15 protein-coding genes are annotated in these 22,085 nt (G+C 71.1%); 9 read left to right on the top strand and 6 right to left on the bottom strand.

Translation table 11 applies throughout. From position 1 onward, the window contains the following. Positions 1-26: 26 nt before the first annotated feature. The 4 genes from ACFVYK_RS05805 to mtnK are packed head-to-tail and all read left to right on the top strand — an operon-like array spanning position 27 to position 4,918. Entirely contained in the window at positions 27-1,127 is a 1,101-nt protein-coding gene (locus ACFVYK_RS05805) for a substrate-binding domain-containing protein (RefSeq protein WP_389768975.1), read from the top strand. Continuing rightward, entirely contained in the window at positions 1,114-2,649 is a 1,536-nt protein-coding gene (locus ACFVYK_RS05800) for a sugar ABC transporter ATP-binding protein (protein ID WP_389768973.1), read from the top strand. The genes ACFVYK_RS05805 and ACFVYK_RS05800 overlap by 14 nt, the downstream gene beginning before the upstream one ends. Before the next feature lie 34 nt (positions 2,650-2,683). Beyond that, positions 2,684-3,730, top strand: coding sequence for an ABC transporter permease (locus ACFVYK_RS05795; RefSeq protein ID WP_389768970.1), 1,047 nt, complete (start codon positions 2,684-2,686; stop codon positions 3,728-3,730). A 15-nt stretch (positions 3,731-3,745) separates the two neighbouring features. Further along, complete coding sequence (gene mtnK / locus ACFVYK_RS05790; RefSeq protein WP_389768968.1) at positions 3,746-4,918, top strand: S-methyl-5-thioribose kinase; 1,173 nt, start codon at positions 3,746-3,748, stop codon at positions 4,916-4,918. A 237-nt stretch (positions 4,919-5,155) separates the two neighbouring features. Here mtnK and ACFVYK_RS05785 read toward each other — a convergent pair whose 3' ends face one another. The 4 genes from ACFVYK_RS05785 to ACFVYK_RS05770 form a co-directional block, all read right to left on the bottom strand. Then, positions 5,156-6,772: an FAD-dependent oxidoreductase gene (locus ACFVYK_RS05785; RefSeq protein ID WP_389768965.1), complete on the bottom strand. Its 1,617-nt coding sequence runs from the start codon at positions 6,770-6,772 to the stop codon at positions 5,156-5,158. An 8-nt stretch (positions 6,773-6,780) separates the two neighbouring features. Then, positions 6,781-8,319, bottom strand: coding sequence for a glycerol kinase GlpK (glpK, locus tag ACFVYK_RS05780; protein ID WP_389768962.1), 1,539 nt, complete (start codon positions 8,317-8,319; stop codon positions 6,781-6,783). Between the two features lie 74 nt (positions 8,320-8,393). Next, complete coding sequence (locus ACFVYK_RS05775; protein WP_389768960.1) at positions 8,394-9,188, bottom strand: MIP/aquaporin family protein; 795 nt, start codon at positions 9,186-9,188, stop codon at positions 8,394-8,396. A 412-nt stretch (positions 9,189-9,600) separates the two neighbouring features. Next, positions 9,601-10,365, bottom strand: coding sequence for an IclR family transcriptional regulator (locus ACFVYK_RS05770; RefSeq protein ID WP_389768958.1), 765 nt, complete (start codon positions 10,363-10,365; stop codon positions 9,601-9,603). A 354-nt stretch (positions 10,366-10,719) separates the two neighbouring features. Here ACFVYK_RS05770 and metH point away from each other — a divergent pair, with 354 nt between their 5' ends. From metH to ACFVYK_RS05755, 3 genes are all read left to right on the top strand, one after another. After that, the gene (metH, locus tag ACFVYK_RS05765; RefSeq protein WP_389768956.1) at positions 10,720-14,235 is read left to right on the top strand and encodes a methionine synthase; all 3,516 of its coding nucleotides are present in this window, start codon (positions 10,720-10,722) and stop codon (positions 14,233-14,235) included. 136 nt (positions 14,236-14,371) lie between these two features. Then, the gene (locus ACFVYK_RS05760; protein ID WP_389768954.1) at positions 14,372-15,070 is read left to right on the top strand and encodes an HAD family hydrolase; all 699 of its coding nucleotides are present in this window, start codon (positions 14,372-14,374) and stop codon (positions 15,068-15,070) included. A gap of 476 nt (positions 15,071-15,546) precedes the next feature. After that, entirely contained in the window at positions 15,547-17,154 is a 1,608-nt protein-coding gene (locus ACFVYK_RS05755; RefSeq protein WP_389768952.1) for an ABC transporter substrate-binding protein, read from the top strand. Positions 17,155-17,260: 106 nt separating this feature from the next. Here the strand turns inward: ACFVYK_RS05755 and ACFVYK_RS05750 are convergent, their stop codons facing one another. Both ACFVYK_RS05750 and ACFVYK_RS05745 read right to left on the bottom strand, forming a co-directional pair. Beyond that, complete coding sequence (locus ACFVYK_RS05750; RefSeq protein WP_069771826.1) at positions 17,261-17,932, bottom strand: response regulator transcription factor; 672 nt, start codon at positions 17,930-17,932, stop codon at positions 17,261-17,263. Between the two features lie 14 nt (positions 17,933-17,946). Further along, the gene (locus ACFVYK_RS05745; RefSeq protein WP_389768949.1) at positions 17,947-18,990 is read right to left on the bottom strand and encodes a RecB family exonuclease; all 1,044 of its coding nucleotides are present in this window, start codon (positions 18,988-18,990) and stop codon (positions 17,947-17,949) included. Between the two features lie 188 nt (positions 18,991-19,178). On the opposite strand from ACFVYK_RS05745, the gene ACFVYK_RS05740 reads away from it, so the two are divergent. Further along, positions 19,179-20,909, top strand: a complete 1,731-nt coding sequence (locus ACFVYK_RS05740) for a site-2 protease family protein (RefSeq protein ID WP_389768947.1) — start codon at positions 19,179-19,181, stop codon at positions 20,907-20,909. A 58-nt stretch (positions 20,910-20,967) separates the two neighbouring features. Beyond that, positions 20,968-21,870 carry a tRNA (adenine-N1)-methyltransferase gene (locus tag ACFVYK_RS05735; protein WP_389768945.1) on the top strand — a complete coding sequence of 301 codons (903 nt, stop codon included), beginning with the start codon at positions 20,968-20,970 and terminating at the stop codon, positions 21,868-21,870. Positions 21,871-22,085: the final 215 nt, after the last annotated feature.

Raw genomic sequence — 22,085 nt, 5'->3', positions numbered from 1 at the left:
GCGTCACCCCGTACCTGGAGCTCCTCATGTCCCGTGCCCGTCTGCCTCTCGCCGCGCTCTCCCTCGCCTCCCTCTCCGCGCTAGTCCTGTCGGGTTGCTCCCAGTCCTCGGACGCCTCCACGGGCACGGGCGGCGACACCGCGGCCCCGGCCGCCGCCGCCACCGGCAAGAAGCCCGCGCCGTTCGACGCCGGCGCGGTGAAGGTGGCCCTGGTGCGGCAGAGCGGCGCCGGCGACTACTTCGAGCAGTGGGGCAACGGCGCGAAGGCCCAGGCCAAGGCCCTCGGCATCGACCTGACCGTGTACGACGCCCAGGCCGACAACGCCAAGCAGGCCACCGACCTGTCCTCGGCGATCAACTCCGGCGCGAAGGCCATCATCATCGACCACGGCTTCCCGGCCACCATCCAGCCGGAGATCGACAAGGCCGTGAAGAAGGGCGTCAAGGTCGTCGTCTACGACGTGGACACGCCCACCAAGGGCGTCGTCTCCACGGAGCAGGACGACGCGAGCATGGCGAAGGCCGTCCTCGACGTGATGGCCCGGAAGATCGGCAAGAACGCCAAGGTCGGCTATGTCAACGTCGCCGGGTACGCGGCCCTCGACAAGCGCGACACCGTCTGGAAGTCAACGGTGACCGCCGAGGCCTGGAAGCAGCAGTTCAAGGTCGGCAAGGTCACCGACTCCACGGCCACCGACAACGTGCCCCTGGTCTCCGCCGCGCTCACCCAGCACTCCGATGTCACCGGCCTCTTCGCGCCCTACGACGAGCTCGCCAAGGGCGCCGTGCTCGCCGTGCAGAACAAGAAGCTGCAGGACAAGGTCAAGGTGTTCGGCGCGGACGTCTCCAACGCCGACATCCAGCAGATGACCGCCGCCGACAGCCCCTGGGTCGCGACGGCCGGCACCGACCCGTCCGCCGTCGGCGCGGCCGTCGTGCGCACGACCGCCCTGGAGCTGGCCGGCCGGCTCGGCAAGACCTCGGTGGAGTTCCCGGCCGTCGCCATCACCCAGGACTTCCTGCGCGAGAAGAAGATCGCGAACATGGACCAGCTGCGGAAGGCGCTTCCCGCGCTGAACCTGTCCCAGGTCTCCACCGCGGACTGGATAGCGAATGTCGCCCACTGAGCCCGTCGAGCCCGCGGCCCCGGCCGTCACGCTCACCGACGTCAGCATGGCCTTCGGCGGCAAGACGGTGCTCGCCTCCGTCTCGCTCGACATCGCGCCGGGCAGCGTGGTCGCGTTGCTCGGCGCGAACGGCGCCGGCAAGTCGACGCTGATCAAGGTCCTCTCGGGCGTCCACACCGGCCACGGCGGCCAGGTACGCGTCGGAGGCGTCCCGGTCGCCCTCGACTCCCCGCTCGCCGCCCGCCAGTTGGGCATCCAGACGGTGCACCAGCGGATCGGCGAGGGCATCGTGCCCGGGCTCACCGTCGCCGAGAACCTGGTGTTCGAGGAGCTCGCGCAACGGCGCGGCAACCCGTTCGTCAGCGGCCGCGCCACACTGGCCCGCGCCCGTGAGATCCAGGCGGGCCTCGGCCTGGACTGGAGCGATGCGGTGCTGAAGCAGGACGTCACCGAACTGGGCATCTCCGACCGGCAGTTGCTCATCCTGGCCCGCGCGCTGGCGACCCGCCCCCGGCTGCTCATCCTCGACGAGCCCACGTCGGCGCTCTCCGCCACCGAGGCGGAGCGGCTGTTCGCGCTCGTCGCGAGGATGCGCGAGGACGGCATCGCGGTCCTGTACGTCTCCCACCGGCTCGGCGAGATCGACGCGCTCGCCGACCGGCTGGTCGTCCTGCGCGACGGTCTCCTCACCGAGGACCAGGTCAGGCCCTTCGACTGGGACGCCGCCCTGCGCGCCATGCTGGCCCAGGCGCAGGAGGCCACGACCGCCCGGCCCGTCCGGGAGGGCGCCCCGGGCGAGATCCTGCTCTCCCTGCGCGGCGTGCGGCTCTTCGAGGGCCGCGCGCCGCTCGACCTCGACCTGCGCGCGGGCGAGGTGACCGGCGTCGTCGGCCTGCTGGGCGCGGGCAAGACCGAGCTGGCCCGGGGTCTGTTCGGGGCCGAGCCCTTCGCCGCGGGAGCCGTCGAACTGGACGGCGACGCCTACGCGCCCCGCCGCCCCGCCGACGCCATCCGCGCCGGCGTCCACCTGGTCCCCGAGGATCGGCACGCCGACGCCCTCGTGCCCGGCTGGTCGGTCGCCCGGAACGTCTCGCTGCCGTTCCTGAGATCCCTGTCCAGGGGCGGGCTCGTGAGCCGCTCCCGCGAGGACGCCCTCGGCCGCGACACGATCGGCGCGCTCGGCGTCGTCGCCCGCGACGAGCACAGCACCGTCGAGGAGCTGTCCGGCGGCAACCAGCAGAAGGTCGTCGTCGGCCGCTGGCTGGCCGCCACCCCCCGTGTCCTCATCCTGGACGAGCCGTTCCGAGGCGTGGACATCGGCGCCCGGCGCGACATCGGCCGCCGGGCCCGCGCCCTGGCCGCCGAAGGCGCGGCCGTCCTCGTGCTGTCCGCGGACGTCGACGAGGTCCTGGAGGTCGCCGACCGCGTCGTCGTCCTCGCGGGCGGCGAGGTCCACCTGGACGCGTACGGCGAAGAAGCGGAACGCGACCGCGTGATCCAGACCATCTCGGCGTCCCTCTGATGCCGGCCCCCCACGAAGGCCCAGGAAGCACCCCATGACCACTGCCCAGAGCACCGAGGTCCCCACCAAGGCGGCGCTCCCGCCGGTGACCTCCACCGCGGTGCGCGTCCAGAACGCCGTCATCAAGTACGGCTTCATCTTCGTGACGGTCGCGCTGTTCCTCTACTTCGCGCTGAGCGAGGCATCCTTCCGCGAGTCCGCGACCCTCCTCGACACCCTGCGCTACGTGTCCGTCGCCGCGATCCTCGGTCTGGGCGTCACCTTCACCATGGCCGTCGGCGGAATGGACATGTCCGTCGGCGCCGTCGCCGGTCTGGGCGTCTCGGTCGCCGCGCAGACGATGGTCGTCCAGAACCAGGTCGGCACGGTCGCGATACTCGCCGTCCTGCTGGCCGGCGCGCTCGCCGGCCTGCTCAACGCCCTGCTGATCGTCGTCCTGAAGATCCCCGACATGCTCGCCACGCTCGGCACGATGTTCGTCATCCAGGGCGGCAAGCTCATCCTCGTCGACGGTCAGTCGATCACCCCGGGCATGACCCTGTCCGACGGGTCGACCGCGCCGGGCAGATTCACCGACGGTTTCCTCAAGATCGACCGCGGGACGGTCCTCGGCGTGCCGATCTCCGTGGTCGTCTTCGCCGGCCTGACGGTCGCCGCCTGGGTCTTCCTCGCCCGTACCCGCTGGGGCCGCGTCCTCTACGCCATCGGCGCCAACCCCGAGGCCTCCCGACTGGCCGGCATCCGGGTCGGCGCCTACCGCGCCCTCGCCTACGTCATCTCCGGAGTCCTCGCCTCCGTCGGCGGCCTCATCCTGGCCTCCCGGATCGGCCAGGGCGACGTCTCGGCCGGCACCTCCCAGCTGCTGGAGGCGGTCGCGGTGGCGCTCGTCGGCACCTCCGTCCTGGGCCGCGGCCGTCCCAACGTCTGGGGCACGGCCCTCGGCGCGGTGCTCATCGGCGTCATCACCACCGGCCTCACCATCAAGGGCCTGCCGTACTACACGCAGGACGTCGTCGAGGGCGCGGTGCTGATCCTCGCCCTGGTCTTCAGCTTCACTCTGTCCAAGCGCCGCACCGCATAAGGGAGTTCACCGACCATGGGCTACCGCATCCTGGAGACCGACGACATCCCCGCCTACCTGAGCGAGCGGGGCCACTGGCCCGACCCGGCCGACATCGAGGTCCGGGAGGTGTCGGACGGCAACATGAACCGCGTGTTCCTGGCCTCCTCCGCCGACGGCGCCCGCCGCCTCGCCGTCAAGCAGGCCCTGCCGTGGGTCCGCGTCGCCGGGCCCTCCTGGCCGATGAGCCCCGACCGCGCCGACGCCGAGGCCCGCGCCTACCGGCAGGTCGCCAGGGTCGCCCCCGACAGGATCCCGACGGTCCACGGCTACGACCCCGAGAACCACGCCCTCGTCATGGAGGACATGTCCGACCTCGATGTCCTGCGCACCCTGCTCAACGCGGGGGCCCCGTACGGCCCGCATACCTCGGCGGGGGTCGGCGAGTTCGTCGCCCGGCTCTCCTTCGCCACCAGCGACTTCGGCATGCCGTCCGCCGAGCGCAAGGCGCTGATCGCCGCCTCCGTCAGCCCGGAACTGTGCAAGATCACCGAGGACGTGGTCCTGTCCGAGCCGTATGTCGAGCACGAACACAACCACTGGCTCCCGGACCTCGACGACCTGGCCACCGCCTTGCGCGCCGACACCCGCCTGCGCACCGAGGTCGCCGACCTCCGCCACACCTTCATGACCGGCGCCCAGGCACTCCTGCACGGCGACCTGCACACCGGCAGCGTCATGGTCGGCGCCCGCGAAGGCGCCCCCGTCGTACGGGTCTTCGACCCCGAGTTCTCCTTCGTCGGCCCGATCGGCTACGACCTGGGCCTGTACTGGGCCAACGCGCTGGTCTCCGAGGAGCGGGCCCGCGCCCTCGGCGCCCTGTCCGACCACGCCGACCAGCTCCGCCTCTCCTGGGAGGCGTTCGAGGCCGACTTCCGCCGCCTGTGGCCGACCCGCGTCGACACCTTCTTCGACGACGCCTATCTCGACCGGTTCCTGCGCCGCGTGTGGACCGACTCCGTCGGCTACGCGGGCGCCGAGATCGTCCGCCGCGTCATCGGCTTCGCCCACCTGACCGACCTGACGACCCTGCCGGACCCGGTGCCGGCGTCCAGGCGCGCGCTGCTGCTGGGACGTGAACTCATCGTGCGGCGCGGGGAGCTGGAGGACGTCGAGGCGGTCCGTGCGCTCGTGGAGTCGCTCGCCTGACCGGCTTCGGGTCGGGTGGCGCCGCTCCGTGCGGGCGGCGCCGCCCGGCGCGCGCAGCCGTGCGGGCGCACGGGCAGGCGAAAGGGGCGGCTCCATAGGGGTGGAGCCGCCCCTTTCCCGGTTCCGGCCCCGGTACGGAGGGGCCGTCCCCCGGCGCCGGCCCCGGTCAGGGGAGTGGGGGCCGGCGGAGGGTCTGGTGCGCAAGGGCCGGGACTCGCCGGCCTTCTTCCGGCGGAACTACTTCTTGTCGAGCAGGTCCTGCACCTTGGCGCGGACCTCGTCCGTGGCCAGGCCGCGGATCGTCAGCGTCGTACGGCGGCGCAGCACGTCGTCCGCCGTCTCGGCCCACTCGTTGTCGCGGGCGTAGACGACCTGCGCCCAGATCTCCGGCGCGTCCGGGTGGACCCGCTCGCGCAGCCCGGGGTCGTCGTTGGCCAGCCGGGCGATGTCGAAGGCGAGCGAGCCGTAGTGGGTGGCCAGGTGCTTGGCGGTGTCGGCCGCCATGCGCGGGCCGGGCGCCGGGCTGTCGACCAGCAGCCGGTGGGCGACCGCGCGCGGGTTGGCGACGCCGGGCAGCGGCAGCTTCCTCGGCAGGGAGGAGACCGGCTCGAAGTCGTCGCCCAGGGGGTGGCCGGGCAGCGCCTCCAGCTTCTGCATGACCGTCCGTCCGATGTGCCGGAACGTCGTCCACTTGCCGCCCGCGACGGACAGCATGCCGCCACGGCCTTCCGTGACCACAGTCTCGCGCTTGGCCTTGGCCGTGTCGCCGGGCCCGCCCGGCAGCACGCGCAGACCCGCGAACGCGTACGTGATCAGGTCGCGGTCGAGCTGCTGGTCGCGGATGGAGAACGCGGCCTCGTCGAGTATCTGGGCCGTGTCCTTCTCGGTGACCGCGACGTCCGCCGGGTCGCCCTCGTACTCCTCGTCGGTGGTGCCGAGCAGCAGCATGTCCTCCCAGGGGAGGGCGAAGGTGATGCGGTACTTGTCGATGGGCGTCGCGAGCGCGGCACGCCAGGGCGCGGTGCGCTTGAGCACCAGGTGCGCGCCCTTGGACAGGCGGATCGAGGGCGCCGCGTTCGGGTCCTCCATCCGGCGCAGGTGGTCCACCCAGGGGCCGGTCGCGTTCAGCACCAGCCGGGCGTCGACGCCGAACTCGTCGCCGGAGAGCCGGTCGCGCAGCTCGGCGCCGGTGACCCGGCCCCTGGTGAAGCGCAGACCGCGGACCTCGGCGTGGTTGAGGACGACCGCGCCCGCCTCGACGGCCGCGCGGACCGTCATCAGCGCCATGCGCGCGTCGTTCATCTGGTCGTCGCCGTAGACGGCCACGGCCTTGAGGTTGTCGGTGCGCAGCTCGGGCACGTCCTGCGCGGCCTTGGCCGGGGACAGGAGGTGACCGACGCCGTCGCCGAACGCCGACAGCGCGGAGTAGGCGAAGACGCCCGCCCCGAGCTTCGCCGCGCCGTGCGGCCCGCCCTTGTACACGGGGAGGTAGAACGTGAGCGGGTTCGCCAGGTGGGGGGCCACCTGGCGGGAGACCGCACGGCGCTCGAAGTGGTTCTCCGCGACCAGCTTCACCGCGCCGGTCTGCAGGTAGCGCAGACCGCCGTGGAGAAGCTTGGAGGAGGCGGAGGAGGTGGCGCCGGCGAAGTCGCCGGCGTCGACCAGAGCCACCCTGAGGCCGGACTGCGCGGCGTGCCAGGCGGTGGAGATGCCCAGGATGCCGCCGCCGATCACGAGAAGGTCGTACGACGCCTTGGAGAGCTGCTCCCGGGTCTCGGCGCGGCTCGGGTTGGAGCCGGACGCCGGGTGCGTCCCCAGGGCAGGTACGGACTGCAGGGTGGGCTGACTGGTCATTTCGGGTCTTACTCCTCGTCCTCGAGCCAGCCCATGGTCCGCTCGACGGCCTTGAGCCAGCTCTTGTACTCACGGTCGCGGGTGTCCGCGTCCATGCGGGGGGTCCACTCGGCGGCCCGTCGCCAGTTCGCGCGCAGGTCGTCGGTGCTGTTCCAGAAGCCGACGGCGAGGCCGGCGGCGTAGGCGGCGCCGAGGCAGGTGGTCTCGGCGACCATCGGGCGCACCACCGGCGCGTCCAGGAAGTCGGAGAGCGTCTGCATCAGCAGGTTGTTGGAGGTCATGCCGCCGTCGACCTTGAGGGCCGCGAGCTCGACGCCGGAGTCCTTCGTCATGGCGTCGGTGATCTCGCGGGTCTGCCAGGCCGTCGCCTCCAGGACGGCGCGCGCGAGGTGCGCCTTGGTGACGTACCGGGTGAGGCCGGCGATCACACCGCGGGCGTCGGAACGCCAGTACGGGGCGAACAGACCGGAGAAGGCCGGCACGAAGTAGGCGCCGCCGTTGTCCTCGACGGAGAGCGCGAGCGTCTCGATCTCGGCGGCGGTGGAGATGAGGCCCATCTGGTCGCGCATCCACTGCACCAGCGAGCCGGTGACGGCGATCGAGCCCTCCAGGGCGTACACCGGCTTGTCGTCGCCGATGCGGTAGCCGACCGTGGTCAGCAGGCCCGAGTAGGAGTTGATGATCTTCTCGCCGGTGTTCATCAGCATGAACGTGCCGGTGCCGTACGTCGACTTGGCCTCGCCCTCGGCGAAACAGGTCTGGCCGAACAGGGCCGCCTGCTGGTCGCCGAGCGCGGAGGCGACCGGGATGCCGCCCAGCAGGTCGCCCAGCCGGCCGCCGGCGACCTCGCCGTAGACCTCGGCGGAGGAGCGGATCTCGGGGAGCATGGACAGCGGGACGCCGATGGACTCGGCGATCTTCTCGTCCCACTCCAGGGTGTGCAGGTTCATCAGCATGGTGCGGGAGGCGTTGGTGACGTCGGTGTAGTGCTTGCCGCCGTCGACGCCGCCGGTCAGGTTCCAGATGACCCAGGTGTCCATGGTGCCGAAGAGGATGTCGCCCGCCTCGGCGCGCTCGCGCAGGCCCTCGACGTTGTCGAGCAGCCAGCGGGCCTTGGGGCCGGCGAAGTACGAGGCCAGCGGAAGGCCGGTCTCGCGGCGGAAGCGGTCCTGGCCGACGTTGCGGCCGAGCTCGCGGCACAGGGCGTCGGTGCGGGTGTCCTGCCAGACGATGGCGTTGTGGACGGGCTCGCCGGTGTTCTTGTCCCACAGCAGCGTGGTCTCACGCTGGTTGGTGATGCCGATCGCCTTGATGTCGTCGCGGGTGATGCCGGCCTTCTCGATGGCTCCGGCGACGACCTCCTGGACGTTGGTCCAGATCTCGTTGGCGTCGTGCTCGACCCAGCCCGGCTTGGGGAAGATCTGCTCGTGCTCCTTCTGGTCGACGGAGACGATCCGGCCGTCGCGGTCGAAGACGATGCAGCGGGAGGAGGTGGTGCCCTGGTCGATGGCGGCGATGAAGGGGCCGGCGGTGTGCGCGTCGGTCACGGTGTGCTCCTGGGGTTCCGTGGAGAGAGGGCTGTCTGTACGGCGCTGCTGACTACGCGGTGCAACTGGTGCTCTCAAGCAAAAGCGACGTTGTAGATGCCTGCAGCGATCGCGCCGCCGATCAGCGGGCCGACCACCGGGATCCAGGCGTAGCTCCAGTCGGAGCCGCCCTTGTTGGGCAGGGGCAGGAGGGCGTGCACGATGCGGGGGCCGAGGTCGCGGGCCGGGTTGATCGCGTACCCGGTCGGGCCGCCGAGCGACAGGCCGATCGAGACGACCACGAGCGCGGTGATCAGCGCGCCCAGGTTGCCCAGGCCGTTGCCCTTGTCGTTCAGGCCCTGCGTGAGGACGGCGAGCACCAGCACGATGGTGCCGATGATCTCCGTGGCGAGGTTCTGCCAGACGACGCGGATCTCCGGGCCGGTGGAGAAGACGCCCAGGACCGGGCCGGCGCCCGCTTCCTGCGCCTCGACGGCCTTGGCCTCGGTGGCCTGCGCGCCCGGACCGCCGACGATCTCGCGGTCGGTCAGGTGCGCGTGGAACTGGCCGTAGTAGGCGACCCAGACCAGGGTCGCGCCGATGGCGGCGCCGAGCAGCTGGCCGGCCCAGTAGACCGGAACGTTGCCCCAGTCGTCGTCCTTGATCGCGAGTGCGAGGGTGACCGCAGGGTTGAGGTGGGCCCCGGAGAGGGGGGCCGAGGTGTAGACGGCCGTCAGAACGGCGAAACCCCACCCGAAGGTGATGGCGAGCCAGCCGGCGTTGCGGGCCTTGGAGGCCTTCAGCGTGACGGCGGCGCAGACGCCACCGCCCAGCAGGATGAGTATGGCGGTACCGATGGTCTCGCCGATGAAGATGTCGGAGCTGGACACCCGCGACTCCTTTGTCCTTCGTCCAGGGAAGCCGAACCCCGGGTCCCACCGGGGGTTCGAGCGCCCTCGGGGGTGAGAGCGATGCCGGCCTTTGGCGTTGTCACACTCTAGCGCGTATTGCCGGTAGGTGTTCGACAATGCCGACCGATGGACGGGAGTCTTGCCCGGCGGTTACGTGTGCGTCAAGAGTGCTGTTATCGAAAACGCGATCGTTATTGATCGGCGTAAGTCATCGATCTTCGCGTGGGTGCGCATGCACTCGCCCCCGATGTCCGCTTCGGATGACTTGCGCAGGGTGGGGCAGCGGCCGGAACGTCGTCCGACGCCCCGGCCCAGGTCGTGCACACGGCTCGGACGGCCGCTCGGACGGCCTGCTCGGGCGGCCTGCTCCGGCGAGGCGGCCGCCGACGGCTCAGAAGCGCCCGGCGCCCAGGTCCCGCGACACCGCGCGGGCGCAGTCGCGCACCGCCGCGATCAGCTCGGGACGCAGCTCGCCGTCCCGCGCCAGGCGCTCCACGGCGCCGGTGACCCCGACCGCGCCCACGGGCATGCGCCGGCGGTCGTGGATGGGCGCGGCGATGGACGCCACGCCCTCCCAGGTCTCCTCCACGTCGGCCGCGTACCCGCGCGCGCGGGTGAGGTCGAGGATGTTCTCGAAGGCGTCCGGCTCGCACACCGTGCGGTCGGTGAACGGCTTGCGGTCGGCCTCCAGGGCCTCGCTGTGGGCCACCGGGTCGTAGGCCGACAGCACCTTGCCCAGCGCCGTGGAATGCAGCGGCTGCATGGCCCCGATCTCCAGCACCTGCCGGCTGTCGTCGGGCCGGAAGACGTGGTGCACGATCAGCACGCCCTGCTGGTGCAGCACTCCCAGGTGGACGCTCTCTCCGCTGGAGCGGGCCAGGTCGTCCGTCCACACCAGGGCACGCGCGCGCAGTTCGTGCACGTCCAGATAGGTCGTGCCCAGGCGCAGCAGCTCCGCGCCCAGCTGGTAGCGCCCGGAGACGTCGTCCTGCTCGACGAAACCCTCGTGCTGCAGGGTGCGCAGGATTCCGTGCGCGGTGCCCTTGGCCAGGCCCGTGGACGAGGCGATGTCCGACAGACCCAGCCGCCGCTCGCCGCCGGCCAGCAGTCGCAGCATCGCAGCCGCACGTTCGACCGACTGGATGTTCCGTGCCATCGCCGTCCTGCCTCCGTCCCCTTCGGCCGTCAACGCCCGGCATCTGCTGCCGTCGTTCGGCAATGTCGAACACTACCGGTCCATGCCGACCCTTCGCTAATGGTCGGTCGATACGTGTTACGCCACGCGTCTCCCGGCGGCGACGCGCCCGTCGCCCGGCCGTGCCCGGCCGCCCGTCGCCCCCGCCGGGGCCCGTATCCGCCCCCGCGGGACCCGTCCGCCCCGTGGACGCCCCTGACCATAAGGCCTCCGTCCCGGCTACCCTGACGGCGTGCGCACTCCTCGGGACGCTTCGTCACCCGCATCCTGAGAACACGCAAAGCCGACAGCCGTCGCATCTGAGGGAGCCCTTTCATGGCCTCTGTGCCGCCGACCCCTTCCGCCGACAGCCGGACCCGTGTGTCCGCGCTCCGAGAGGCCCTGGCCACCCGTGTGGTGGTGGCCGACGGAGCGATGGGCACCATGCTCCAGGCCCAGGAGCCCACCCTGGAGGACTTCGAGAACCTCGAGGGTTGCAACGAGATCCTCAACCTGACCCGCCCGGACATCGTCCGCTCGGTGCACGAGGAGTACTTCGGCGCGGGCGTGGACTGCGTCGAGACCAACACGTTCGGCGCAAACCACTCCGCCATGGCCGAGTACGACATCGCCGACCGCGTGTACGAGCTCTCCGAGGCGGGCGCCCGCATCGCCCGCGAGACCGCCGACGCCTTCGCCGCACGCGACGGACGCACCCGGTGGGTCCTGGGCTCCATCGGCCCCGGCACCAAGCTGCCCACCCTCGGCCACATCGCCTACGGCACGCTGCGCGACGGCTTCCAGGCCAACGCCGAGGGCCTGCTCGCCGGCGGCGCCGACGCCCTCATCGTCGAGACGACCCAGGACCTCCTGCAGACGAAGTCGTCGATCCTGGGCGCCAGGCGGGCGATGGAGGCCGCCGGGGTCGACGTGCCGCTGCTGGTGTCCATGGCGTTCGAGACGACCGGCACCATGCTGCTCGGCTCCGAGATCGGCGCCGCGCTCACCGCGCTGGAGCCCCTCGGCATCGACATGATCGGCCTGAACTGCTCCACCGGTCCCGCCGAGATGAGCGAGCACCTGCGCTACCTGGCCCGCCACTCGCGCACCCCGCTGCTGTGCATGCCGAACGCCGGCCTGCCGATCCTCACCAAGGACGGCGCCCACTTCCCGCTCGACGCCGAAGGCCTGGCCGACGCGCAGGAGAACTTCGTCCGCGACTACGGGCTGAACCTGGTCGGCGGCTGCTGTGGCACCACCCCCGAGCACCTGCGCCGGCTCGTGGAGCGGGTGCGGGGGGCCTCGCCCGCCGAGCGCAGCCCGCAGCCCGAGCCGGGCGCCGCCTCGCTGTACCAGAGCGTGCCGTTCCGGCAGGACACCGCGTACATGGCGATCGGTGAGCGGACGAACGCCAACGGGTCGAAGAAGTTCCGCGAGGCCATGCTGGAGGGCCGCTGGGACGACTGCGTGGAGATGGCCCGGGACCAGATCCGCGAGGGCGCGCACATGCTCGACCTGTGCGTCGACTACGTCGGCCGCGACGGAGTCGCGGACATGGAGGAGCTGGCCGGCCGTTTCGCCACCGCCTCCACCCTGCCGATCGTGCTGGACTCCACCGAGGTGGAGGTGCTCCGGGCGGGCCTGGAGAAGCTGGGCGGCCGCGCGGTGATCAACTCGGTGAACTACGAGGACGGCGACGGACCCGAGTCGCGGTTCGTGAAGGTCACCGAGCTGGCCAGGGAACACGGCGCGGCCCTGATCGCCCTGACCATCGACGAGGAGGGCCAGGCCCGCACCGTCGAGACGAAGGTGGCGATCGCCGAGCGGCTCATCGAGGACCTGACGACGAACTGGGGCATCCAGGAGTCGGACATCCTCATCGACACGCTGACGTTCACCATCTGCACCGGGCAGGAGGAGTCCCGGGGCGACGGCGTCGCCACGATCGGGGCGATCCGCGAGCTCAAGCGCCGCCGTCCCGACGTGCAGACCACCCTGGGCCTGTCGAACATCTCCTTCGGGCTCAACCCCGCGGCGCGGATCCTGCTGAACTCGGTCTTCCTCGACGAGTGCGTCAAGGCGGGCCTGGACTCGGCGATCGTGCACGCCTCGAAGATCCTGCCGATCGCGCGGTTCAGCGACGAGGAGGTCCGAACGGCCCTCGACCTGATCTACGACCGCCGGCGGGAGGGCTACGACCCGCTGCAGAAGCTGATGGCGCTGTTCGAGGGCGCGACGACGAAGTCGCTGAAGGCGGGCAAGGCCGAGGAGCTGGCCGCGCTGCCGCTGGACGAGCGGCTCAAGCGCCGGATCATCGACGGGGAGAAGAACGGCCTGGACGCCGACCTCGCCGAGGCCCTGCGCTCCCGCCCGGCCCTCGACATCGTCAACGAGACGTTGCTGGACGGCATGAAGGTGGTCGGCGAGCTGTTCGGCTCGGGTCAGATGCAGTTGCCGTTCGTGCTGCAGTCCGCCGAGGTGATGAAGACGGCGGTGGCCTACCTCGAACCGCACATGGAGAAGTCGGACGCCGACGGCAAGGGCACGATCGTGCTGGCCACCGTGCGCGGGGACGTCCACGACATCGGCAAGAACCTCGTGGACATCATCCTGTCCAACAACGGCTACAACGTCGTCAACCTCGGCATCAAGCAGCCCGTCTCCGCGATCCTGGACGCGGCCCAGGAGCACCGGGCCGACGTGATCGGCATGTCCGGGCTCCTGGTGAAGTCCACGGTGATCATGAAGGAGAACCTGGAGGAGCTCAACCAGCGCAAGATGGCCGCCGACTATCCGGTCATCCTCGGTGGCGCGGCTCTGACCAGGGCCTATGTCGAGCAGGATTTGCACGAGATCTACGAGGGCGAGGTGCGCTACGCACGGGACGCCTTCGAGGGGCTGCGGCTGATGGACGCCCTGATCGGGGTGAAGCGGGGGGTGCCGGGTGCGAAGCTGCCGGAACTGAAGCAGCGCCGGGTGCGGGCCGCCGCGGCCGTGGAGGTGGAGGAACGCCCGCAGGAGGGGCACGTCCGCTCCGACGTCGCCATCGACAACCCGGTCCCGAAGCCGCCGTTCGAGGGCACCCGGGTCATCAAGGGCATCCAGCTCAAGGAGTACGCCTCCTGGCTCGACGAGGGCGCCCTCTTCAAGGGCCAGTGGGGGCTCAAGCAGGCCCGCACCGGCGACGGACCGACCTACGAGGAGCTCGTCGAGACCGAGGGCCGGCCCCGGCTGCGCGGTCTGCTGGACAAGCTCCAGACCGAGAACCTGCTCGAAGCCGCCGTCGTGTACGGCTACTTCCCCTGCGTGTCCAAGGACGACGACCTGATCGTCCTGGACGAGCGAGGCAACGAGCGCACCCGGTTCACCTTCCCCCGCCAGCGCCGCGGCCGCAGGCTGTGTCTGGCCGACTTCTTCCGCCCGGAGGAGTCGGGGGAGACGGACGTCGTCGGCTTCCAGGTCGTCACCGTCGGCTCCCGCATCGGCGAGGAGACGGCCCGCCTCTTCGCGTCGGACTCCTACCGCGACTACCTCGAACTGCACGGCCTGTCCGTGCAGTTGGCCGAGGCCCTCGCCGAGTACTGGCACGCGCGCGTGCGCTCCGAACTCGGTTTCGCCGGCGAGGACCCGGCAGACGTCGAGGACATGTTCGCCCTGAAGTACCGCGGCGCCCGCTTCTCCCTCGGCTACGGCGCCTGCCCCGACCTGGAGGACCGCGCCAAGATCGCCGAGCTGCTGCAGCCGGAGCGGATCGGGGTGCACCTGTCGGAGGAGTTCCAGCTCCACCCGGAGCAGTCCACCGACGCCATCGTCATCCACCACCCCGAGGCGAAGTACTTCAACGCCCGGTGACCCGCGGCGCCGCGCGGTGGCCCCCGGCAGGCGCGCCACCGAGCGCACCGATCCGACAAGTCGTACACTGGTCGGTCCACCGCAGGCCGGTTCCCCCACGGGAACCGGCCTGCTCGGCCCTCCAGGAGGTACGTGGATGACCAGCACGGTTCCCGCGCCAGTGACCCGCACGGCCCAGGGCTCAGCCCTGCAGGCCGTGCTCCTCGACATGGACGGCACTCTGGTGGACACCGAGGGCTTCTGGTGGGACGTGGAGGCCGAGGTCTTCGCCGGCCTCGGCCATCCCCTCGACGACTCCTGGCGCCATGTCGTGGTCGGCGGCCCGATGAGCCGCAGCGCAGGGTTCCTGATCGAGGCGACCGGGGCCGACATCACCCTCGCGGAACTCACCGTCCTGCTCAACGAGGGGTTCGAGGACCGCATCACCCGCACCCTGCCCCTGATGCCCGGAGCCGCCCGGCTGCTGGCCGAACTGGCCCAGCACGAGGTGCCCACGGCCCTCGTCTCCGCCTCGCACCGGCGCATCATCGACCGCGTCCTCGCCGCGCTCGGCGCCGGGAACTTCCGGCTCACCGTGGCCGGCGACGAGGTCCCGCGCACCAAGCCCCACCCCGACCCCTACCTGTTCGCGGCCGCGGGCCTGGGCGCGGACCCCGCCCGATGCGCCGTCATCGAGGACACCGCCACCGGGGTCGCCTCGGCGGAGGCGGCGGGCTGCCACGTGGTCGCCGTGCCCTCGGTCGCCCCCATCACGCCGGCCCCGCGCCGCAACGTCGTCTCCTCGCTGGAACAGGTCGACCTGACTTTTCTGCGCGGCCTGATGCCGCTCCGATGATCGCGACGACGATCATTGGTGTGCGGCCGATGACGGAAATGCGATAGGCGTTCACCCAGCGTGCACCGCCCATAACGAGGAATTCGGCGGGCGTGCGCGCACGCGAATTCGGACCGTCACCGGGCGCTCTCCGGCCTTCGAATTCCAGGTCGCCCGAACCTTTTATGCATGTGACGTTCCCCACCCGCCCAGGGGTCGACAGATGACTCTCCGCATGCATCGGGGCCCCGTCGGGGGCCCCGGGACGCATCCTTGTGTCCCGATTGATGAGCGGCTGTACGAATCCTTCCACTGACGGCTGTTCAGTGCGTCCGCAGCCGGTTTCGCTGCGTGATGGGGTTTCAACTCCGGTGAGCGCCAACCGCCGTGCCGGTGCGGACTAACCTCATCGCGAGAACATCGCCCTAACCCCGTGATCCGCAGCGCCACCCCTGCATGCCGGGTACACGGACCGACAGCTCTGGAGAAACTCGAGCATGAACCGTAAGACTTTGGTGCTGCCGGCCGTGGTCGGTCTGCTCGCGCCCGCGCTCGCGGCCTGCGGCGGAACCGACAGCGGGAGCGGCAGCGGCGACGCCATCGTCGTCGGCACCACCGACCGGTTCACGGCCACGAAGGCAGCCCCGGCCCCGCTCGACCCGGCCTACTCCTACGACGTCGGCACCTGGAACATCCTGCGCCAGACGGTGCAGACCCTGATGATCCAGCCCAAGGGCGAGGGCGAGCCGGTCCCCGAGGCGGCGCAGAGCTGCGGCTTCACCGACACCGGCAACGAGCGCTACTCCTGCAAGCTGCGCAGCGGCCTGAAGTTCGCCAACGGCGACGACGTCACCGCCCAGGACGTCAAGTTCTCCATCGAGCGCGCCCGCGCCATCAAGGCCGACTCCGGCGTCTTCGCCCTGCTGTCGACGATCGACACCATCGAAACGCAGGGCGACAACGAAGTCATCTTCCATCTCAAGACCGCCGACGCCACCTTCCCCTTCAAGCTGTCGACCCCGGTCGCCGGCATCGTCAACCCCGACGACTATGACAAGGGCAAGCTGCGCGACGGCTTCGGAGTCGACGGCTCGGGCCCCTACACCCTCAAGGCCGAGACCGACGGCGACGAGATGACCAAGGCCGTGTTCACCAAGAACCCCCACTACAAGGGGACGCTGACGGTGAACAACGACGAGGTCGACATGGTCTCGTACAAGGACGCCGACGCCATGGGAACCGCCCTCGAAAAGGGCGACATCGACCTCATGACCCGCACCATGTCGCCGAAGCAGATCCAGAAGCTCTCCGACTCCTCCGCGGCCGGCGACATCGACCTGGTCGAGCTGAACGGCCTCGAGATCCGCTACCTCGCCTTCGACACCACCGACTCGACGGTCAAGTCGAAGGCCGTGCGCCAGGCGATGGCCCAGGTCGTCAACCGCGGCCAGCTCGTCTCCGAGGTCTACGGCTCCCAGGCCGAGCCCCTCTACTCGCTGGTCCCGGCCACCGTCACCGGCCACTCCAACTCGTTCTTCAACGCCTACGGCGACCCGAACGTCACCAAGGCCAAGTCCCTGCTGACCGACGCCGACATCACCACCCCGGTGAAGCTGACGCTGAACTACACGACCGACCACTACGGTTCGGCCACCAAGCAGGAGTTCGAGACGCTGCAGAAGCAGCTCAACGGCAGCGGACTGTTCGACGTCACCATCAAGGGCACCGCCTGGGACGCGTTCGTCCCCGCCGAGCGCAAGGGCGAGTACGCCGTCTACGGCATGGGCTGGTTCCCCGACTTCCCCGACGCCGACAACTTCGTCGCGCCGTTCCTGGACAAGGACAACTTCCTCAAGTCCCCGTACGCCAACAGCACCATCATCAACAACCTCATCCCGGCCTCGCGCCGCGAGGCCGACCGCCTCAGCGCGGCGAAGACCCTCACCGAGGTCCAGGACATCGTCGCCAAGGACGTCCCGATCCTGCCGCTGTGGCAGGGCAAGCAGTACGTCGCAGCCAACAACGACGTCACGGGCACCGCCTACGTGCTGAACTCCTCCGCGACCCTTCAGCTGTGGGAGCTCGGCCGAGGCTCCAGCAACTGACCCAGCCCGGCACCACGCACGACGAAGGGCGCCCCTTGCGGACAAGGGGCGCCCTTCACCGTCGTACCCGTGGTCCACCCGTGCTCACGCGCCTGCTGAGTCGCGCCTACTGAGCGCCCGGACGCACCAGACCGCTCTCGTACGCGTACACCGCGGCCTGCACCCGGTCGCGCAGCCCCAGCTTCGTCAGCACATGCCCGACGTGCGTCTTCACCGTCGTCTCGCTGACGAACAGGTCAGCCGCGATCTCGGCGTTCGACAGCCCCCGCGCCACCAGCTTCAGCACCTCCACCTCACGGTCGGTGAGCGTGTGCAGCGTGTCCGGCACCGGCTCGTCGCCCGACGGCAGATGCGTGGCGTACTTGTCCAGCAGCCGACGCGTGATGCTCGGCGCCAGCAACGCCTCACCCGCCGCCACCACCCGGATCGCCTGGACCAGTTCGACGGCCGGCGCGTCCTTCAGCAGGAACCCGCTCGCCCCGGCACGCAACGCCTCCACCACGTACTCGTCGAGGTCGAACGTCGTCAGCACCAGCACCTTCGCCGGCCCGTCCCGCCCGGGACCGGTGATCTGACGGGTCGCCTCCACCCCGTCCATCCGCGGCATACGAATGTCCATCAGCACCACATCGGGCTGCAACGCCCGCACCTGGTCGAGAGCCTGCAGTCCGTCTCCGGCCTCACCGACGACCGCGATGTCCTGCTCGGCCTCCAGGATCATCCGAAAGCCGGTGCGCAGCAGCGGCTGGTCGTCAACCAGTAGGACGCGGATGGCCACGTGAATCTCCTTCTCTAGCCCGGGCCCATTCTGCCCTGCGCCCCGCCCTCGGACTCGGCCGCCCTCACGGGCTCCGGCCCGGGCACCGTCACCGCCAGCGGATACGGCGGGGGAGTGCCGCCGAACTCCGGACAGTGCGCCTGGTGGTCGCACCAGCCGCACAGCTTCGTCGGCCGGGGCCGCCACTCACCCGTCTGCGTCGCCTGCCGGATCGCCTCCCACAACGCGAGCAGCTTGCGCTCCACCCGTTCGAGGTCCGCCGGCACCGGGTCGTACGTCAGCACGTCCCCGCTGCCCAGGTAGACCAGCTGCAGCCGCCGCGGGACCACGTTCTTGAGCCGCCACACCACCAACGCGTAGAACTTCATCTGGAACAGCGCGCCTTCGGCGTACTCCGGCCGCGGCGCCTTGCCCGTCTTGTAGTCGACGATCCGCACCTCACCGGTCGGCGCCACATCGACCCGGTCGATGATCCCGCGCAACCGCAACCCCGAATCCAGCTCCGTCTCCACGAACAGCTCCCGCTCGGCGGGCTCCAACCGCGTCGGATCCTCCAGCGTGAACCAGCGCTCCACGAGTTGCTCCGCCTCCGCCAGCCACCCCGCCAGCCGCTCGCCCTCCGGATCGTCGGCGAACAGCTCCACCACCTCCGGCCGGCTCTCGCGCAGCCGGTCCCACTGCCCCGGGATCAGCGACTTGGCCCGCGGGGCCGTCCGCTCCGCCGCCGGAGCGTCGAACAGCCGCTCGAGGACCGCGTGCACCAGCGTCCCCCGCGTCGCCGCCGGACTCGGCTTCTCCGGCAACCGGTCGATCACCCGGAACCGGTACAGCAGCGGGCACTGCATGAAGTCACCCGCGCGCGACGGCGACAGCGAGGCGGGCGCCACCGGGACGAACACCGGCGCCGCCTCCTCCGCCCCACCCGCACGCGTGGCCTCACCCGCGTCCGAGCCCTCACCCGCGTCCGAGCCCTCGCCCGCACCCGCGACCACGTCCGCCGGACCCTCCACGGCGCCGCCGGCGCCTACCTGGACGACGTCCTCGCTGCTGCTTTCCATGACCACAGACCTTACGGCCCGCCACCGACAGTCACTCCCACCCATGGCGCGCCCGCGCCCCGAACACCGAGGACCGGCGGGGAAACACGGGGGGTGCCGGGGCGGAACACCTCACCACCGCCGCATACCATCGGTCCCAGACCCTCCCGCCCGGCACCGGCGGGGGACGCTTCGATCGAGGGGACACCGTGGTGGAAAGCGGCGGGAGCGGGCGGCCGCGGCCGGACAACGAGCAGTCGGCCGAGCACCCCGCGACACCTGCGCCCCCGGCCTCCGACCTCCCACCGAGCCAGTCCCCGGCCGACGATCCCGCGGGCGCCTCCCGCCGGCCGCCGGCGTCCGACGACGACAGTGCGACCCACCGGGCCGACGATCCCGACGGCGCCCCCCGCGCCACCGCCCCCGACGGGCCCGCCGAAGCCGAAGCCGAGACCCCCCGGCGGAACCGCGCCGAACCGGCGGACGAAGCGGCCCGGGCGAACCAGGCCGACCAGGTCGGGCAAGTCGACCAGGCCGACCAGGTCGGGCAAGTGGACCAGGCCGACCAGGTCGGGCAAGTCGACCTGGTCGGGCAAGTCGACCAGGCCGACCAGGCCGACCAGGCGGACCGGGCCGGTCAGGTCGAGGAGGCCGGTCGAACCGGGCGGGCCGTTCCCGCGGACCAGGCCGATCCGGCAGCCCCGACCGACGCCGCAGCCCGGGCCGGGGACCCACGCCCCGCACCCACCGCCCTCCCCAAGGGCCCCCCGCCCGCACGCCCCCCGGAGCAGCCCCGCGGCGGCATCCTCATGGGCCGCCCCTTCGGTGTACCCGTCTACGTCGCCCCCAGCTGGTTCCTCGTCGCCGCCCTCATCACCTGGGTCTTCGGCGGCCAGCTCGACCGCGTGCTGCCCGAACTCGGCGCGGCCCGCTACCTCGTCTCCCTCTTCTTCGCGGTCGCCTTCTACGCCTCCGTCCTCGTCCACGAACTCGCCCACACCGTCGCCGCCCTCCGCTTCGAACTCCCCGTCCGCCGCATCCAGCTCCAGTTCTTCGGGGGCGTCTCCGAGATCGAGAAGGAAGCCGAGACCCCCGGCCGCGAGTTCTGGCTCGCCTTCGTCGGCCCCCTCCTCTCGCTCGTCCTGTCCGGCCTGTTCTACCTCGCCATGCAACCGGTCGAGCGCGGCACCGTCCCCGGCGTCCTGCTGGCCGGCCTGATGATCTCCAACCTCATCGTCGCCGTCTTCAACCTGCTGCCCGGCCTCCCCCTCGACGGCGGCCGCATGCTCCGCGCCGTCGTCTGGAAGCTCACCGGCAAACCCATGAGCGGCACCATCGCCGCCGCCTGGGTCGGCCGCGCCCTCGCCGTCTCCGTCCTCATCGGCCTCCCCCTGCTCACCCAGTCCGGCGCCCTCGGCTCCAGCGCCGAGGACAGCGTCGGCATGGACACCGTCACCGACGCCCTCCTGGCCGCCATCCTCGCGGCGATCATCTGGACCGGAGCCGGCAACAGCCTGCGCATGGCCCGGCTGCGCGAACACCTCCCCGAGCTGCGCGCCCGCACCCTCACCCGCCGCGCCGTCCCCGTCGAGACCCACACCCCCCTCTCCGAAGCCCTCCGCCGCGCCAACGACGCCGGCGCCCGCGCCCTCGTCGTCGTCGACGCCCACGGCGAACCCCTCTCCCTCGTCCGCGAGGCCGCCATCGTGGGCGTACCCGAACACCGCCGCCCCTGGGTCGCCGTCAGCGGCCTCGCCCAGGACCTCACCGACGGCATGCGCGTCTCCGCCGAACTCGCCGGCGAAGACCTCCTCGACGTCCTGCGCGCCACCCCCGCCACCGAATACCTCGTCGTCGAGGAGAGCGGAGAGATCTTCGGCGTGCTGTCCGCCGCCGACGTCGAGCGGGCCTTCGTCAAGGCGATGGCCCGCCCCAGCTGAGCACCGGAACCCCGAAGCGGTGGTCGGCGACCCCGCCAAACGCCGGTAGGCTGGTCACATGTCCGAACCGACCGGTGCCGCCCGCAGGCGCGGGCCCTTCAAGGTCGGGGACCAGGTTCAGCTGACCGACCCCAAGGGCCGCCACTACACGTTCACGCTCGAAGCCGGGAAGAACTTCCACACCCACAAGGGTTCCTTCCCGCACGACGAACTGATCGGCTCGCCCGAGGGCAGCGTTGTCCGCACCACCGGGAACGTCGCCTATCTCGCGCTGCGCCCCCTGCTCCCCGACTACGTCCTGTCCATGCCCCGCGGGGCAGCCGTCGTCTACCCCAAGGACGCGGGGCAGATCCTCGCCTTCGCCGACATCTTCCCCGGCGCACGCGTCGTCGAAGCCGGCGTCGGCTCCGGCTCCCTGAGCAGCTTCCTGCTGCGCGCCATCGGCGACCAGGGCATGCTGCACTCCTACGAGCGCCGCGAGGACTTCGCCGACATCGCCCGGCAGAACGTCGAGCGCTACTTCGGCGGACCGCACCCCGCCTGGCAGCTCACCGTCGGCGACCTCCAGGACAACCTGAGCGACACCGACGTCGACCGCGTCATCCTCGACATGCTCGCGCCCTGGGAGTGCCTGGAGGCCGTCTCCAAGGCCCTGGTCCCCGGCGGCATCGTGTGCTGTTACGTGGCGACCACCACCCAGCTCGCGCGCACCGTCGAGTCCATCCGCGAGATCGGCTGCTTCAACGAGCCGAGCGCCTGGGAGTCGATGATCCGCAACTGGCACATCGAGGGCCTGGCCGTCCGCCCCGACCACCGGATGATCGGCCACACCGGCTTCCTCCTCACCGCCCGCCGCCTCGCCGACGGTGTCGAGCCGCCCATGCGCCGCCGCCGCCCCGCCAAGGGCGCCTACGGCGAGGACTACGCCGGCCCCAACGCCGACGGAGGCAACGGCCGCTGACCGGCCCCCGCACCACCCACAACGACAAGGCGCCGTGGCCGAGTTCCCCCGTCACACCGGGAACTCCACCACGGCGCCTCGCCAGTTCACCCCCGCCCCGGACACCACGCCCGGCACGTCCGAAATCCCGTACCCCGCCGTTCCCCCGCCCTGTGACGTGTGGCACGATGCTGGCCGATCCCACCCCCACCGGCACAGCCATCGCAGGAGACACT

The organism is Streptomyces sp. NPDC058291 (assembly GCF_042880855.1).
GTDB lineage: Bacteria > Actinomycetota > Actinomycetes > Streptomycetales > Streptomycetaceae > Streptomyces.
Note: the sequence above shows the minus strand (reverse complement) of the source record. Positions and strands in the feature narration are given on the sequence as shown.